Consider the following 15354-nt stretch of genomic DNA (forward strand, 5'->3'; position numbering starts at 1 on the left):
GGCCGCCCCGCCCCCCTACTGCGGCCCGTGGCCCCCGCAAGACCCCTGGGTTCGGTCGGTTGCCTTGAGATCGGTCGGTTGAGCGGCCGATCTCGAGGCAACCGACCGAACGTGCTTCTGCGGCGATGACAGGGGACCGAAGCCACGCACCGCCGTTGACGGCGCGGACCCTGTTGTCCGGATGTTATTGGGGTTACAGTCAGTAACGGTCCGCTCACGGACCCGGGTGCACGACGACGTGCCTCCGTGGACCTCGACGAGGAGATCCGATGCCCCACGCTCACCGTTCGCGTCACCTGTCCGCACGACCGAGGGGCGGGAGGCGCCGCGCGCGGCTCCGCTGGAACGCCGCCGTCGGGGGTCTGGCCGTCGTCACCGTTGCGGCCCTGGGCGCCGCGCCCGCCGAGGCCCTCGCGCCCGCCGAGGCCCTCGCGCCCGCCGAGGTCCTCGCGGCCGGCGGTCCGGTGGCGGTGCCTGGCGCCGCCCTGCCGTCCGGCGCCGCTGCGTCGCCGTCGTCCACCACCGCGTCAGGTCCCGACCTGCCCGACCTGCCCACCGTGCCGCACCAGTCCGTCGCGATGGACGACTTCTACACCCCGCCCGCCCCGCTGCCCGACGGCGAGGACGGCGAGGTGGTCCGCTGGCGCGAGGAGCCCCGCCGGCTCAGCGCCCGCAACTACCTCGTGATGTACCACTCGACGAACGCGACCGGGCAGGACGTCCCCGTGACGGGACGGGTGCTGGTGCCGACCACGCCGTGGCGGGGCGAAGGCGCCCGTCCGATCGTGTCCGTGGCGAGCGGCACCCGCGGGGTGGGGGACACGTGCGCGCCGTCGCGCTGGCTCGACTACGAACGGCCGTTCATCGAGCCGATGCTGCTCAAGGGCTGGGCGGTCGTGGTCACCGACTACGAGGGTCTGGGCACGCCGGGCATGCACACGTACGTCGTCGGGCAGTCGGAGGGGCGAGCCGTCATCGACATGGTGCGCGCCGCGACCAACCTGCCTGCCACGGGCCTGGAGGCCGGGGGCAAGGTCGCGTTCTCCGGCTACTCCCAGGGAGGCGGGGGAGCGATGTGGGCGGGTGAGCTGCAGCCCGCCTACGCGCCGGAGCTCGACCTGGTCGGCATCGCGGCGGGCGGCGTGCCCGCGGACCTCACCGAGGTGGCCGAGGGGCTCGACGGTCAGGTCGGGTTCGGCTTCCTGCTGCTGGCGGCCTACGGGCTGGACGCCGCCTACCCGGAGCTCGACCTGCACTCGTACCTCAACGAGCGTGGCCGCCAGACCTACGAGGACGAGCAGGACGCCTGCGTGGACGCGACGCTCGGGCACGCCTTCCAGGACATCGGCATGTTCACGACGACGAACCCGCTGCACGAGGCGGCCTGGCAGGCGCGGCTCGACGAGAACCGCCTCGGCGCCAACCCGCCCGACGTGCCCGTCCGGCTCTACCACGGGACGCTCGACGAGATCGTCGCCCCGGGCCAGGCCCGCACGCTGCGGGACGAGTACTGCGCCGCAGGTGCGGACGTGCAGTGGGAGTGGCACCTCGGCGAGCACGTCTCGACCATGGTGACCGGCGCGCCCGGTGTCGTCGCCTTCCTCGACGGGCGGTTCCGGGAGCGGCCCTTCCTCGCGCACTGCTAGAGCCCAGCGCACGACACGACGGCGGCGTCCCACCCGGCCCGGGTGGGGCGCCGCCGTCGCGTTCTGGTCCCTGACCTGCGCTGATGGATGCTGCCTGTTCCCCGGGCGTTCACGTTCGCGTCGCCGTCCGGTTGGTCCGATTGATGACGATTGCACCGTACGCACGCACCCGCACGAGCGAGAGGACCCGCGTCATGGCGAACATCAAGGTGACCTTCCAGGAGATGGAAGACGCTGCGCAGCGGATGAAGCAGGAGTCGGATGACATGCAGTCGAAGCTGAACCAGCTGCGGTCGATGGTGGACTCGCTGGTGCAGGACGGGTATGTGACGGACAAGTCGTCGAAGGCGTTCGATGAGTCGTACAAGGAGCTGGACAAGGGTGGCAAGCAGGTGATGGAGGGTCTGACGGGTATCGGTGACTACCTGAAGCAGGCTGCCGATGCGCTGCGCAAGACGGACGAAGAGCTCGCCAACGCGCTGAACAAGTAGTCGCCGTGGCTGACGTCATCGTCACCAAAGAGGTCCTGGAGGACTCCGCCAAGGACCTCAAGGCGATCAACGACGAGTTCAAGAACATGTCGAAGCTCTGGGACGAGGGCACCGTCTGGGGCGACGACGTGCTGAAGAAGGCCATGGACGACTTCATCGACGACTGGTGGGTCAAGCGCGAGAAGCTCCAGCAGCAGCTCGACAACCTCACCAAGAAGATGGACGAGGCCGCGAAGACCTGGACCGACACCGAGGACCAGCTGGCCTCGGTCTTCGAGCAGAAGTAGGAGACGGATGAGCGCCGCTCGCCTCGCGGAATGGAACCTGGTCGGTCACGACTCGGACCCGGTCCCCGCCAGCCCCACCACACTGGACGGGATCATCAAGCACTACAAGGAGATCTCCGAGGCGATGACCGAGCAGTCCGCGCTGCTCAAGCGGATCGGCGACGGCGACGTCCGGCTCCTCAAGGGCAAGTCCGCGGACGCCTTCCGCAAGCGCGCCCGCGAGAGCGCCGACGCCCTCGGCAAGGCCGGTGAGCGGTACGACGACGTGTACAGAGCGCTCGACACCTACCGGCCGGCGCTGGACGCCGCCCGGACCAAGACCTGGGAGGGCGTGACCGAGGCCGAGGAGGCCAGCAAGAAGCTGAAGGTCGCGGAGGGCCTGCCGGATCCCGTGAACGCGAACCGGCCCCCGGACGCCGAGCCGCTGACCGACGACGAGAAGAAGGAGTCGGCCGACCGCGCGGGCGCGATCGACAGCGCCAACGGGAACCTCGACGCGGCGAAGAAGAAGGTCGTCGACGCCCTCGCGGCGCTCCGGACCGCCGCCGAGGCCGCGGCCACCAGGATCAGGGAGAACTGGAAGGTCGACGGCCTGCACACCTCGGGCTGGGACGCGTTCGTGCACGGGCTCAACAAGGTGCTCAAGGCGCTGGTCGAGGTGCTGACGTACATCGGGCTGGCGCTCGCAGTGCTCGCGATCCTGGTGCCCGGGCTGAACGTCATCGCGTTCCTCGGCGTCGCGACCGCCGTCGCCTCCACGCTCGCGAGCCTCGTCCTGGCGGCCCAGGGCGAGGGCAGCTGGCTCGGGGTCATCCTCGGGGTGCTGAGCCTGGTGGGGATCGGGGTCGCGGCGAAGATGGCGAGCAGCCTCAAGGGTGTCCAGGGCATCGGGCTGGGCGTGGGAGGAGCATCGAAGCTGACCAGGATCGAGGCGGACATCGCGAAGAACCTCAGCCTCCTGCGTCACGTGACCGGCCGGCCGGTGGCCAGCAGGATCGTCAGCGACAAGCTGTCCAAGCTCGTCCTGGAGGCGAAGAACCTCAGGGCCTTCCTCGACAAGACGTCGGTGAGCCCGGGTTGGTGGCACATGTTCACCAAACCGAGGTGGGTGCTCAAGGAGGACTGGAGCCGGCTGACGAAGGCGTGGCCCAAGGGCGACTACCGCTGGGACCGGCTGATCGGCATCAGCGACATCAGGGACGTCCGCAAGATCGCGGGCAACATCGGTCTGCTCGGGCCGATGTTCCAGATCAAGCCCTGGATGTATCTCGGCCCGATCTCCTACGGCATCAGCTGGTTCGGCCGTCCGTTCAGCATGATGAACCCCTCGATCCTCAACCCCGACGACCCGCGCAAGAACAACGACGGCTGGCACGACGCCAACTACGCCGGGCTGACCGGGGAGAACCCGGTCTGATGGCCACGGACGGATGGAGCTGGCGGGTCGAGCAGCCCGAGGGCTGGTTGCTGGTGCCCGCCGCCGGCATGCTGCCGCCCGACGAGCTCGCTCGATGGGAGCGAGACGTGGCGGCGATGATCCACGCGGACCTCGACGACGAGCCGGACACAGGGCCGGGCACAGGGGAGGGCGAGGCGCTGCACCAGCTCTACGCCGACGTCGCGGCGCGGTCCGTGGCGAACCTGCGTGCCTTCGCCGACGGCGTGATCGGCTCGGGTGCGCGCGTGGCCGCCACCCTCCGCGTGCCGGACGTGACCCCCGTGCCGGTGCTCGTCACGGTCGGCGTGGAACCGCCCGGCGACGCGGGTGACGACCTGATGACAGCGCTCGGCTCCACCGGCGGTCACCCCGTCGCGCCGCCCACGATCGAGCACCTCGACCTTCCGGATGGCGACGGCATGCGCGTCACGCGGCTGGACCTCGACGCCGGGACGGGCGGTGCGTGGATGAGCATCTGCCTCGGACGGCGCACCGAGCACCCCGACGCCGTGGTCGACACCGTGCTCCAGTGGCGGTCCCCCGACCTGTTGCGGGCGCCGGCCATGACCAAGCTGCTCGACGAGCTGTTGCCCGCCGTGCGCGTCACCAGGAGCACACCATGACCGACGCGAACGTGGCTGACGGCAAGCCGACCGATGCCTGGGCGCTGCTGCTCCCGCCGGGCTGGGTGCGGTTCCCGACCGGCGACGAGTTCGTCCGCGAGCTGGACGAGGCGATCGACGCCGTGGTGGCGAGCGCGGTGCCCGACGACCTGCCGCGCGACTCGGCGGAGCCGTACCGCCGCCTCCTGGCCGACGGCCTGCGGGACTCGCTCACCGACGCGCGCACCGCGGGTGCCGGGGCGGTGTACCTGCCCACCGAGCCGATGAACGGGGTGATGATCCCCGCGTCCCTGACGGAGGTGGAGCTGGTCAGTGACGCGGGAGCCGACCCGCTCGCGGTGGCCGCGGAGGTGCTCGTCGAGGGCTACGAGGAGAGCGAGCTCGTCGAGGTCGACGGACGTCCGGGCGTCCGCCTCCTGGACACGACCCTCGAGACGGACCAGGGCGACGACCTCCCGCCGATCTCGACCCGGCAGGTCGTGTACGTCGTGTCGCGGGACGAGACCGACGGCGAGTGGCTCGTGCTCTCGTTCAGCACGGTCTGGAACAGCGAGGAGTCCGAACGGCTGGCCGAGGCCCTGGTGTTCTTCTTCGACGCCGTGATGACGACCTTCCGCTGGGCCGGGCCCGGCGCGAACCCGCTGGACCTCCCCGTGGCCGAAGACGCCGGAGCCCCGTCGTGACCGGCCGGACGGGCACGGGGTCGGTCCCGGCGAGCGGCGGCTCCACGGACCGCTGGGCCTTCGTGCTGCCCGCCGGCTGGGAACGGTTCCCGGGTGAGGCCGGTGCGCTCGCGGTCTACCGGCCCGTGACGCCCGAGGCGGGCAGCGGCATCCCGGCGTCGGTCACGGAGGTGGAGCTGGACGGCGTCGGCGGGCGCAGTGCCGAGGAGGTCGGTGCGCTGATCCTGTCCCACGGGTACGAGCGGTGCCAACCGGCGGACCTGGACGGGCGTCCCGGGGTGCGGCTGACGAGCACGCGCGCGGTTCGCGAGCCGTCCGGCCGGGCCGTGGTGGCGCACCAGGTCACCTACGTGGTCTCGCGGGACGTCGCCGCCGGGGCGTGGCTGGCACTCACGCTCAGCACCGCCTGGGACAGCACACCCGCCAAGGCCCTGTCCGACGCGCTCGTGGCGTTCTTCGACGCGGCCATGGGCACGTTCTCGTGGGTCGGGCACGGTGCGCAGCCGCGACACCTCCCGCAGCGGAGGGTGCCCGGATCATCCTGAGACGAGTGTGATCTACGATCCAGTTTCACCCACCCGATTCGTGTACTATCACCCTGTTTTTCGACGAGTTTCCACGAGGCAACGCGAGAGGACCGGGCCATGGCGAACATCAAGGTGACCTTCCAGGAGATGGAAGACGCTGCGCAGCGGATGAAGCAGGAGTCGGATGACATGCAGTCGAAGCTGAACCAGCTGCGGTCGATGGTGGACTCGCTGGTGCAGGACGGGTATGTGACGGACAAGTCGTCGAAGGCGTTCGATGAGTCGTACAAGGAGCTGGACAAGGGTGGCAAGCAGGTCATGGAGGGTCTGACGGGTATCGGTGACTACCTGAAGCAGGCTGCCGATGCGCTGCGCAAGACGGACGAAGAGCTCGCCAACGCGCTGAACAAGTAGTCCGCCGTGGCTGACGTCATCGTCACCAAGGAGGTCATCAACGAGGGCGCCGAGCAGCTCAAGGGTGTCCTCCACGAGCTCGAGCACATGAGCGAGAAGTGGGACGGCGGCGACATCTTCGGCCACAAGAAGGTCGCCGGCGCCATGGACGACTTCATCGACGACTGGTGGGTCAAGCGCGAGAAGCTCCAGGAGAACGTCAAGGACCTCCAGGAAAAGATGGAGCAGTCCGCCGAGGCCTGGGACAGCGTCGAGACCGACCTGGAGGGCTCGCTGAAGTCCTAGGGCTCGTCCGGCGAGAACCCGACGCCCCGCACCGAACGTGCATCACCGAAGGAGACTGGATGAGCGCCGCCCGCGCGGGTCAGTGGGACCTGCTCGGCTACGACTCCGACCCCGTCCCGGCCGACGGGTCGGAGCTGACGGGTCTGATCAGGCACTACAAGAACATCGCTGACGCGATGACCGCGCAGGCGGCGCTCCTCAAGAAGATCGGCGAGGGGGACGAGAACCTGCTCAAGGGTGAGTCCGCCGACGCCATCCGCGAGCGTGCCGGGAAGACCCACGAGAACCTCGGCAAGGCGGGGGCCCGGTACGACGACGTCCAGGCGGCGCTCACGACGTACCAGCCGGAGCTGCAGACGGCGCGCTCGGAGACGGCGAAGGCCCTGGCCGCCGCCGAGGCGGCCGCCGGGGACAAGAAGGGCGCCGAAGGTCTGCCCGACCCGGAGAACGAGAGCCGGCCGGACGACGCGCCGCCGCTGTCCGACGACGACCGCCAGGCGTCGCGCGACCGGGCGAACAAGATCGCCGACGCCGAGGGCGACCTCGAGGCCGCGCGGACGAAGGCGGCCAACGCCATGGCGGCGCTGGACGCGGCGGCGGAGGCCGCCGTGACCAAGATCAAGGAGAACTGGAAGACCGACGACCTCCACCACTCGTGGCAGGAGGCGGCCTACCACGGGTTCATGAAGTTCCTCAAGGGACTCGTGGAGGTGCTCGGCTGGATCGGCATGGCCCTGGCCATCGTGGCGATGATCATCCCAGGACTGCAATGGCTCGGGACGGCGGCGCTCGTCGTGGGCCTCGTCGCGCTGGGCGGGTCCGTGGTGCTGGCCGCCACCGGCGAGGAGAGCTGGATGGGCGTGGTCTGGGGCGCCCTCGGCGTGCTGACCGCCTTCGGCGGCAAGTGGGCCTCGAAGCTGATCGAGAAGGCGACCACGGGACTGAAGAGCGTCGCGAACGCCGCCAAGGTCACGAAGATCGGCCAGATCGGCGAGCTCACGAAGCAGGGGTCGCTGCTGACCAAGCTGGGGCAGCTCAGCGTCAAGCCGTTCCGGATCACCACGGGCATGGTCGACGACGCCGCGAAGGCGAACAGCATCAAGATCGCCGAGGCGCTGAACAGCGTCAAGGGCCTGGACAACGCCCTGAAGATCAATCCCGCGGCCTGGAAGGTGTGGGAGTTCTCCGCCGCCATCGGCCTGGGCGGCACCAAGAAGTTCAAGGAGATCAGCGCGGCCATCGACAACCTCGGGCTCCCGATGATCCACAGCGTGATCCCCAAGCGGGTCTACGCCCTGGGTTCGGGCATGTGGTTCGTCGGCTTCGCGTCGGGCGCGTGGAGCACCGGCGTCCCGGGCACGTCGTTCGACGGGGAGGACCTCCGCAACAACTTCGACGGGACGAAGCCGTTCGAGGAAGAGCACATGACGACCCCGTACAAGGGTCCGGAGGGCCTGGAATGACGACGATGACAGGGACCGCCGTCGGGCAGGAGCCGACGTGGACCGTCGACCCGCCGGAGTGGTGGACGGTGGTGCCCACGACCCGGTCGGAGTCGGCCGGGGCGATCGCCGCCTGGCAGGACGGCGTGGTCGAGGCGGTCCGGCGGGCGCTGGAGCTGCGGATCGCGGAGGACGAGGCGTCCGAGGGCGACGCGCCCGGCGACGAGATCTCCGCCGAGGAGCGTGCCGAGCTGCACCAGCAGGTCGCCGCCGCCGTCGAGAACCTGCGGACCTACGCCGACGAGGTGCCGGAGGGCACCCGGGTCGTGGCCCTGCTCGGGCTGCGGGACCACGGCCCGGTCCCGGTCCTGGTGAGCGTGGCGGCGGGGGAGCCGGACGCGCCGGACGACGCGTTGCTGCGGGCCGTGGGAGCCACGGGTGGCACCCCGTTCGAGGCGCCGAACGTCGAGTACCTCGACCTGCCCGACGGCGACGGCGTCCGCGTCACCCGCCTCGACATCGCCCCCGACGGGAGCGCCTGGCTGAGCATCGGCCTTGGCCGGCGCACCGAGACCCCCGACGGCGTGGTGGACACCGTGATCCTGTGGCGTACCCAGGACCTCTTCATCGTCGACACGGTGAGCGAGGCGCTCGACGAGCTGCTGCCCGCCGTGCGGACCACCGGGAGCGCGACATGACCCAGGACCAGGCCACCGGGCCCGAGGCGCGGAGCGGCAAGCCGACCGACGCCTGGCTGATGCTGCTCCCGCCCGGGTGGGCGCGGTTCCCGACGGGCGAGGGCCGGGAGCGCGAGCTGGACCGTGCGATCGAGGAGGTCGTCCTGCGGGCGCTGCCGGACTCGATGCCGCGTGACAAGGTCGAGCCGTTCCGCCGCATGCTGCGCGACGAGCTGTACAAGAACCTCAGCGAGGCGCGCGACGCCGGCACGGGGGCCGTCTACCTGCCGACCGAGCCCATGGAGGGCGTGCAGGTTCCCGCCTCCATCGCGGAGGTCGAGTGGGTGGGCGAGGCCGGCAGCGACCCGCTGCAGGTGGTGGCCGCCGTGCTCGGCGACGACTACGAGGACAGTGACCTGGTCGAGCTCGACGGGCGCCCCGGCGTCCGCGTGGTGCACACCCGGCACCGGGCACGGCGCGACGACACCTGGCCGGAGCTGTCCACCCGGCAGGTGGTCTACGCGGTGTCCCGCGACGAGGAGGCCGGCGAGTGGCTGCTCCTGTCGTTCTCGACGGTGTGGAACAACCACAGCTCCCAGATGCTCGCCGAGGCACTGGTCCTGTTCTTCGACGCCGTGATGACGACCTTCCGCTGGGCGGGGCCCGGTGCCGACCTCCAGGGGATCCCTGAGCGCGTGGTGCCCGGCTCCGCCTGAGCGCGACCACGAACGACCTGCCCGACGAACCCATCGACGCAGCACCACATCTGAAGACGGAGCAACAGTGCACTTGGTCCACCGCACCGCCGCCGCGCTCGCCGCGGCGGCCCTGTCCCTGGCCGCCGCGGCGGCCGTCACACCCGCGGCGGGCCTGACCGCCGCGCCGACCGTTCCCGCCTCCGTCGTCGCCCGGGCGGCTGCCGCCGGACCGGTCGCCGCGCACCCGGTCCGCGCTGCCGGGGACGAGGACGTCAAGTACTACGTCGTCCAGACCTCCCCGGACGGCACCCCGGAGTTCCTGTTCGAGCTGGCCGAGCGGTTCCTCGGCGACGGCAACCGCTACATGGAGATCTTCGAGCTGAACGAGGGCCGCACCCAGCCCGACGGCAACAAGGTCACCAAGCCCGAGATCCTGGTGCCCGGCTGGGTGCTGGAGATGCCCGCCGACGCCAAGGGCGAGGGCATCGAGACCGGCCCGCTGCCCGCCGGGGTGTCCGAGCCGGGCGAGCCGGCGGGCGGCGCGTCCGAGCCGGCCGCCGGCGAGGAGTCGGCGGCGCCGGAGGTGCCGTACTACATCGTGGCGACGACGCCGGAGGGCGATCCGGAGTTCCTCTACGGCATCGCCGAGAAGCTGCTGGGCGACGGCGAGCGCTACCGGGAGATCTTCGAGCTGAACAAGGGGCGTGAGCAGCCCGACGGTCAGAAGATGACCACCGAGGACGTCGTCGAGGTGGGTTGGGTGCTCCAGATGCCCGAGGACGCCGAGGGTGAGGGGCTGCAGCACGGCCCGCTGCCCGTCGCGGGCCAGGAGTCGGCGCCTGCGTCGAGCCCGGCGACCACGCCGTCGGCGGACGAGACCACCGGCGGGTCGGCCGACGTCGTGCCGATCGTCGTGGGTGTCGCGGCCGTGGTGGTGCTGCTGGTGGGCTCGCTCGTCGCGTACGTGCTGCTGCGCCGTCGCGCGAAGGGCGGCGAGCCGTTCGACGACAGCCTGCTCCGCACGGACACGTCGTCGGCCTGGATGGTGGACCGGGCGCTGCGCGTGCTGGTGGCCGCGTGCGAGCGGGACGGGCTGCCCGTGCCGGGCATCGCCGCGGTGTTCATCGAGGGCTCCGCCCTGCGGGTGCGGCTGTCCAACCCCGCCACGCCCGCACCGGCGCCGTGGGTCGCGAACGAGGACGGCGCGAGCTGGTCGGCGCCGCTGGGCCGGCTGCAGGCGGACCCGGCGTCAACCGATCCGACGTCGCGGTTCTCCCGCCTGGTCACCGTGGGCGTGGCCGACACCGGCCGCGTGCTGGTGGACTTCGGCCAGGCCCGCGGCCTCATCAGCCTGGACGGCCCCACGCGGGCCCGCCACGAGGTGCTGCGCCGCTGGCTGGGCGAGTTCACGGGCAACCCGTGGTCGGACGACCCGCGCGTGGTCATGGTCGGCAACGGGCTGCCGCAGGCCGAGCTCGCGGAGCACCTGAACACCGTGGAGCAGCTCGTGCCCGAGCTGGAGTCGGAGGCGGGCGGTGTGCTGGTGCTGTCGCAGGCGCCGTCCGTGTCCCAGATCGACATGCTGGCGGCGCGGTTCGCCAACCCGCGCTTCGGCTGGGTCGTGATCGTCCTGGGTGCCGTCCCCACCGCGAAGTGGCGCTTCACCGCCGACGACGCCGGCTGGCTGCGCAGCGGGTTCCTGCCCGAGGTGCGGTACAACGACGCGACGTCGGTGCGCCGGGCGGGGGAGTGACATGCATGCCCTGATCACAGCGCGGCACGGGGAGCGCGAGGCGCTGCTCGCCCTCGACGTGGACGAGGCCACCGAGACGGCCGAGCTCGCCGCCCGGCTGGGCGCGGAGGTGGGCGCCCCGCGGGGCGGCGTCCTGCACGTCGACGGCCGCCCCGTGGGCGGCACGGAGGCCGAGCGCCTGGTGGGCGGCACGCCGCTGCGGGACGGTGCGGTCGTGACGTTCGGCGGCGCGGACGCCGCGCCTGCACCGGCCGGCCCCGTGGACCTGTGCGTCACCGGCGGTGTCGGCGCGGGCGCCGTGGTGCGGCTCGGCGTCGGCGAATCGGTGGTGCAGGTGGACCGCGAGGGCGGGATCCACGTGGACGGACGGCGCGACGGCACCCTGCCGGTCCTGGCCGTGGCGGTGGGGATGGACGGCACGGTCCGCGTGCGGCGCGTGCCCGACCCCCGGTCGGCCGGCCAGACGGTCGAGCTGGACCGGTCGGAGGAGCCCCTCGGCGAGCAGGAGGAGGCCTGGCCGGCCGGCACCCAGGTGCGGGTGGGCCGCACGGTGCTCACCGTGCAGGCCGCGACCCGGTCGGACGCCGACCTGCGGCCCGGCAAGGAGCCCGGCACGCTCGACTACAACCGGCCGCCGCGGCTCCTGCCGCCCATGCCGGCGACCCGCTTCCGGCTGCCCGCCGAGCCGTTGCAGCCGTCGCGCAACCCGCTGCCCTGGCTGGCCATGGCCATGCCGGCGGTGCTGAGCGTGGTCTCGGCGCTCGTCTTCCGCAACCCGGCCTACCTGCTGTTCGCGCTGGCCTCGCCCCTGATGTACCTGGGCAGCTGGTGGACCTCCAAGCGCAACGGGAAGGTCACCCACCGCGAGCAGGTCAAGAAGCACCAGGAGGAGCGCGCGGCCCTGGAGGCCGAGGTGCTCGACGCCGTGCGGCGCGAGCAGCACCGGTACCGGGTCTCCAGCCCGGGCGCTGCGGAGCTGCGGCTCATCGCGACCACGCCGACGCGCCGCCTCTGGGAGCGCCGCTCGACCGACCCCGACCACCTGGCCGTGCGGCTCGGCCTGGCGGACATGACCAGCCAGGTCGAGGTCGAGGACAGCGCCGAGCCCGAGCACCGGCGCAAGACGCGGGCCACCATGCGGTCGGTCCCGGTGACGGTGCCGCTGCGGGAGGCGGGCGTCGTCGGCCTCGCGGGTCCGGGGGACTGGCCGCGGCGCCGGGCCCGCTGGATGGTGGGCCAGCTCGGCGTGCTGCAGAGCCCCCGCGACGTGCAGGTGTACGTGCTGACCGCGACCGAGCACGTGGCCGAGTGGGCCTGGGCGGCCTGGCTGCCGCACGTGCGGCCCTCGTTCGGGCAGGACGCCGTGGCCATGATCGGTACCACCACCGAGACGCTCGCCGCGCGCGTCGCCGAGGTGAACGCCCTGATCACCGAGCGCCGGGCGGCCATGGAGAAGGCCCACGGCACCACCGTGGGCGGCCCCCAGGTGGTCGTGGTGCTCGACGGCGCCCGCCGGCTGCGCGCCCTGCCCGGCGTCGTCACCATCCTGCGCGACGGGCCCGGCGTGGGCGTCAGCGTGGTCTGCCTCGACGGCGACGAGCAGCTCCTGCCTGAGGAGTGCTCGGTCGTCGCCCTGGCCCGCGCCGAGGGTGGCATGCTGCTGCGCCGGCACGACGCCGACGACGTCCGCCGGATCACCGTCGACGAGGTCGAGGACTCCTGGTACGAGCCCGTGGCCCGCGCCGTCGCCGCCACGCGCGACGTCACCGCGACCGAGGGCTCGGGGCTCATCCCGGACTCGGCGCGCCTCGTGGAGGTGCTCGGCATCGAGGACCTGGACGGGCCCACGGCGCTGCAGCGCTGGAAGGCAGGATCGGGCTCCACGGACGCCGTCGTCGGCGTCTCGCTGGACGGGCCGTTCCACCTCGACCTGGTCCGGGACGGGCCGCACGCGCTGGTCGCGGGCACCACCGGTTCCGGCAAGTCGGAGTTCCTCCAGACGGTCGTGGCGTCGCTGGCCGTGGTGAACACGCCGCAGACCATGAACTTCGTGCTCGTGGACTACAAGGGCGGTGCCGCGTTCAGCCAGTGCGAGCTGCTGCCCCACACCGTCGGCATGGTCACCGACCTCGACACCCACCTCGTGGAGCGGGCCCTGGCCTCCCTGCGCGCCGAGCTGACCTACCGCGAGCACGTGCTCGCGGAGATCGGCGCCAAGGACCTGGAGGACTACCTCGACGCCCAGCGGCGCGGCCACGTGGGGCAGACCCTGCCGCGCCTGCTCATCGTCATCGACGAGTTCGCCTCGATGGCGCGCGAGCTGCCCGACTTCGTCACCGGCCTGGTCAACATCGCCCAGCGCGGGCGCTCGCTCGGCATCCACCTCATCCTGGCCACGCAGCGGCCGTCCGGCGTGATCTCGCCCGAGATCCGCGCGAACACCAACCTGCGCGTCGCCCTGCGGATGACCGACGCCGGGGAGTCCTCCGACGTCATCGACTCCCCGGAGGCCGCGCAGATCGCCAAGTCGCAGCCCGGCCGGGCCTACGCCCGCCTCGGGGCGGCGTCGCTGCTGCCCTTCCAGTCCGCCCGGGTGGGCGGACGGCGGCTGTCGACGCGGCAGGCCGCAGAGGTCGAACCGCCGTACATCGCCCGGATCGGCCTCGGCGACCTCGGGGCCCCCGCGCCCCGGCGGCCCAAGGCGGCCCGGACGGAGAACGTCCAGACCGACCTGTCCGCCGTCGTGGACGCGCTGCGGGAGGCTGCCGTGCTCGGCGAGCTGCCGCAGCCCCGCCGCCCCTGGCTGCCCGCGCTGTCCGAGCTGCTGTCGCTGGACACCGTGGCACAGCCCGCATCCCCCTCGGCCTTCGCGTGGGCGGTGGAGGACGACCCCGCCGCGCAGCGGCAGGGCCCCGCCGTCATCGACCTGGACGAGTTCACGCACCGGTACGTCGTGGGCGCCCCCGGCACCGGCCGGTCCACGGCCCTGCGCACGACGGCGTTCGCTGCCGCCGAGCGGATGTCCGTGGCCGACCTGCACCTGTACGGGATCGACTGCGGCAACGGGGCGCTCGCGGTGCTGGACGAGCTGCCGCACACGGGCGCCGTCGTGCAGCGCGGGCAGGAGGAGCGGGCCACGCGCCTGCTCACCCGCCTCACGGCCGAGCTGGGTCGCCGGCAGAAGGTGCTGGGCGACGGCAACTACGCCAGCGTCACCGAGCAGCGCGAGCTGGCGCCGGCCGGCGAGCGGCTGCCGCGGATCATGCTGCTGATCGACCGGTGGGAGAGCTTCGTGTCCACCTACGGCGAGGTCGACGGCGGCGCCCTGGTGGACGCCGTACAGGAGCTGCTGCGCGACGGCGCGAGCGCGGGCATCCACCTGCTGCTCGCGGGCGACCGCTCCCTGCTGTCGAGCCGGATGGGCGTGCTCACCGACGACGCGGTGGTGCTGCGGCTCACCGACAAGTTCGACTACGGGATGGCCGGGATCGCGCACAAGAACGTGCCGGACGAGGTGCCCGCCGGGCGGGCCTTCCGGTCCGGTTCCGGGCGCGAGGTGCAGGTGGCGATCCTCGGCGAGGACCCCGCAGGGCGGGCCCAGACCGCGGCCGCCCGCACGCTGGCCGCCGCGATCCGGGAGCGCGAGGACGTGGTGCCGGGCACCGGCCCGTTCCGGGTCGACGACCTGCCCTCGACCATCACCGCCGAGGCCGCGTACGCCTACGCCGGGCCCGAGGCCGCCAAGCCGCTCTGGGCGATGCTGGGCGTGGGCGGCGACGATCTCACGGCACACGGCATGGACCTCGCGGGCGACGCGCCCACGTTCATCGTGGCCGGACCTGCCCGCTCGGGCCGGTCCACGATGCTCGCCGTGATGGCCCGGTCCATGCTGCGCGGGGGTACGGAGCTGGTGCTGGTCGCCCCGCGGGCGAGCGCGCTGCGCGACCTCGCCGGCGAGCCGGGTGTGCGGGCCCTGATCACGGACCCGGACGAGGTGACCGAAGAGGCGCTCGCACCGCACCTGGACCCCGACGGCACCCCGGTGGTGCTCGTCGTGGACGACGCCGAGCTCGTGGCCGACGCCCCCGCCAAGTCCTGGCTGCGGGCCTACCTGCGCACGGCGAGCGACAACCAGCGCGGGCTCGTCATCGGCGGCGACGCCTCCGAGGTGGCCGGCGGGTTCTCCGGCTGGCAGGTCGACGCCAAGAAGAACCGGCGCGGTGCCCTGCTCAGCCCGGCGGACCGGTTCGACGGCGACCTCGTCGGGGCGAGCCTGCCCCGGTCGGCCGTGGCATCGCAGGTGAGCCCTGGCAAGGCGCTGGTGCACCTCGGGTCCGGGGAGCTGATGACGTTGCTGGTGCCGACGCTGTAGGGGGTCGAGGGCGAGGCG

The 15354-nt window shown here is 72.3% G+C and carries 14 protein-coding genes; all 14 read left to right on the forward strand.

Going from position 1 to position 15354, the window contains the following annotated elements:
- Positions 1–269: 269 nt before the first annotated feature.
- On the forward strand, positions 270–1646 hold the full coding sequence (locus ACIBBF_RS24415; protein WP_397418652.1) for a lipase family protein: 1377 nt from the start codon (positions 270–272) through the stop codon (positions 1644–1646).
- 194 nt (positions 1647–1840) lie between these two features.
- Entirely contained in the window at positions 1841–2137 is a 297-nt protein-coding gene (locus ACIBBF_RS24420; RefSeq protein WP_119144031.1) for a WXG100 family type VII secretion target, read from the forward strand.
- A gap of 5 nt (positions 2138–2142) precedes the next feature.
- Complete coding sequence (locus ACIBBF_RS24425; RefSeq protein ID WP_119144033.1) at positions 2143–2424, forward strand: hypothetical protein; 282 nt, start codon at positions 2143–2145, stop codon at positions 2422–2424.
- Between the two features lie 7 nt (positions 2425–2431).
- Positions 2432–3841: a putative T7SS-secreted protein gene (locus ACIBBF_RS24430; protein ID WP_397418655.1), complete on the forward strand. Its 1410-nt coding sequence runs from the start codon at positions 2432–2434 to the stop codon at positions 3839–3841.
- Complete coding sequence (locus ACIBBF_RS24435) at positions 3841–4485, forward strand: hypothetical protein (protein ID WP_397418657.1); 645 nt, start codon at positions 3841–3843, stop codon at positions 4483–4485. Before ACIBBF_RS24430 ends, ACIBBF_RS24435 begins: the two co-directional genes overlap by 1 nt.
- Positions 4482–5168, forward strand: a complete 687-nt coding sequence (locus ACIBBF_RS24440) for a hypothetical protein (protein WP_397418659.1) — start codon at positions 4482–4484, stop codon at positions 5166–5168. The genes ACIBBF_RS24435 and ACIBBF_RS24440 overlap by 4 nt, the downstream gene beginning before the upstream one ends.
- On the forward strand, positions 5165–5713 hold the full coding sequence (locus tag ACIBBF_RS24445) for a hypothetical protein (protein ID WP_397418661.1): 549 nt from the start codon (positions 5165–5167) through the stop codon (positions 5711–5713). Before ACIBBF_RS24440 ends, ACIBBF_RS24445 begins: the two co-directional genes overlap by 4 nt.
- Positions 5714–5812: 99 nt before the next feature.
- Complete coding sequence (locus tag ACIBBF_RS24450) at positions 5813–6109, forward strand: WXG100 family type VII secretion target (protein ID WP_119144031.1); 297 nt, start codon at positions 5813–5815, stop codon at positions 6107–6109.
- 6 nt (positions 6110–6115) lie between these two features.
- A complete protein-coding gene (locus ACIBBF_RS24455) occupies positions 6116–6394 on the forward strand; it encodes a hypothetical protein (RefSeq protein WP_397418663.1) in 279 nt (92 codons plus the stop codon).
- A 59-nt stretch (positions 6395–6453) separates the two neighbouring features.
- Positions 6454–7857 carry an NfeD family protein gene (locus ACIBBF_RS24460; protein WP_397418665.1) on the forward strand — a complete coding sequence of 468 codons (1404 nt, stop codon included), beginning with the start codon at positions 6454–6456 and terminating at the stop codon, positions 7855–7857.
- A gap of 5 nt (positions 7858–7862) precedes the next feature.
- Positions 7863–8534, forward strand: coding sequence for a hypothetical protein (locus ACIBBF_RS24465; protein ID WP_397418667.1), 672 nt, complete (start codon positions 7863–7865; stop codon positions 8532–8534).
- Positions 8531–9229: a hypothetical protein gene (locus ACIBBF_RS24470; protein ID WP_397418669.1), complete on the forward strand. Its 699-nt coding sequence runs from the start codon at positions 8531–8533 to the stop codon at positions 9227–9229. The genes ACIBBF_RS24465 and ACIBBF_RS24470 overlap by 4 nt, the downstream gene beginning before the upstream one ends.
- Before the next feature lie 67 nt (positions 9230–9296).
- Positions 9297–10964, forward strand: coding sequence for a LysM peptidoglycan-binding domain-containing protein (locus ACIBBF_RS24475; RefSeq protein ID WP_397418671.1), 1668 nt, complete (start codon positions 9297–9299; stop codon positions 10962–10964).
- Position 10965: 1 nt separating this feature from the next.
- Entirely contained in the window at positions 10966–15336 is a 4371-nt protein-coding gene (locus ACIBBF_RS24480) for an FtsK/SpoIIIE domain-containing protein (protein WP_397418673.1), read from the forward strand.
- The last annotated feature ends 18 nt before the right edge of the window (positions 15337–15354 follow it).

The sequence above is a fragment of the Promicromonospora sp. NPDC050880 genome, from assembly GCF_044456525.1.
Taxonomy (GTDB): Bacteria; Actinomycetota; Actinomycetes; order Actinomycetales; family Cellulomonadaceae; genus Promicromonospora.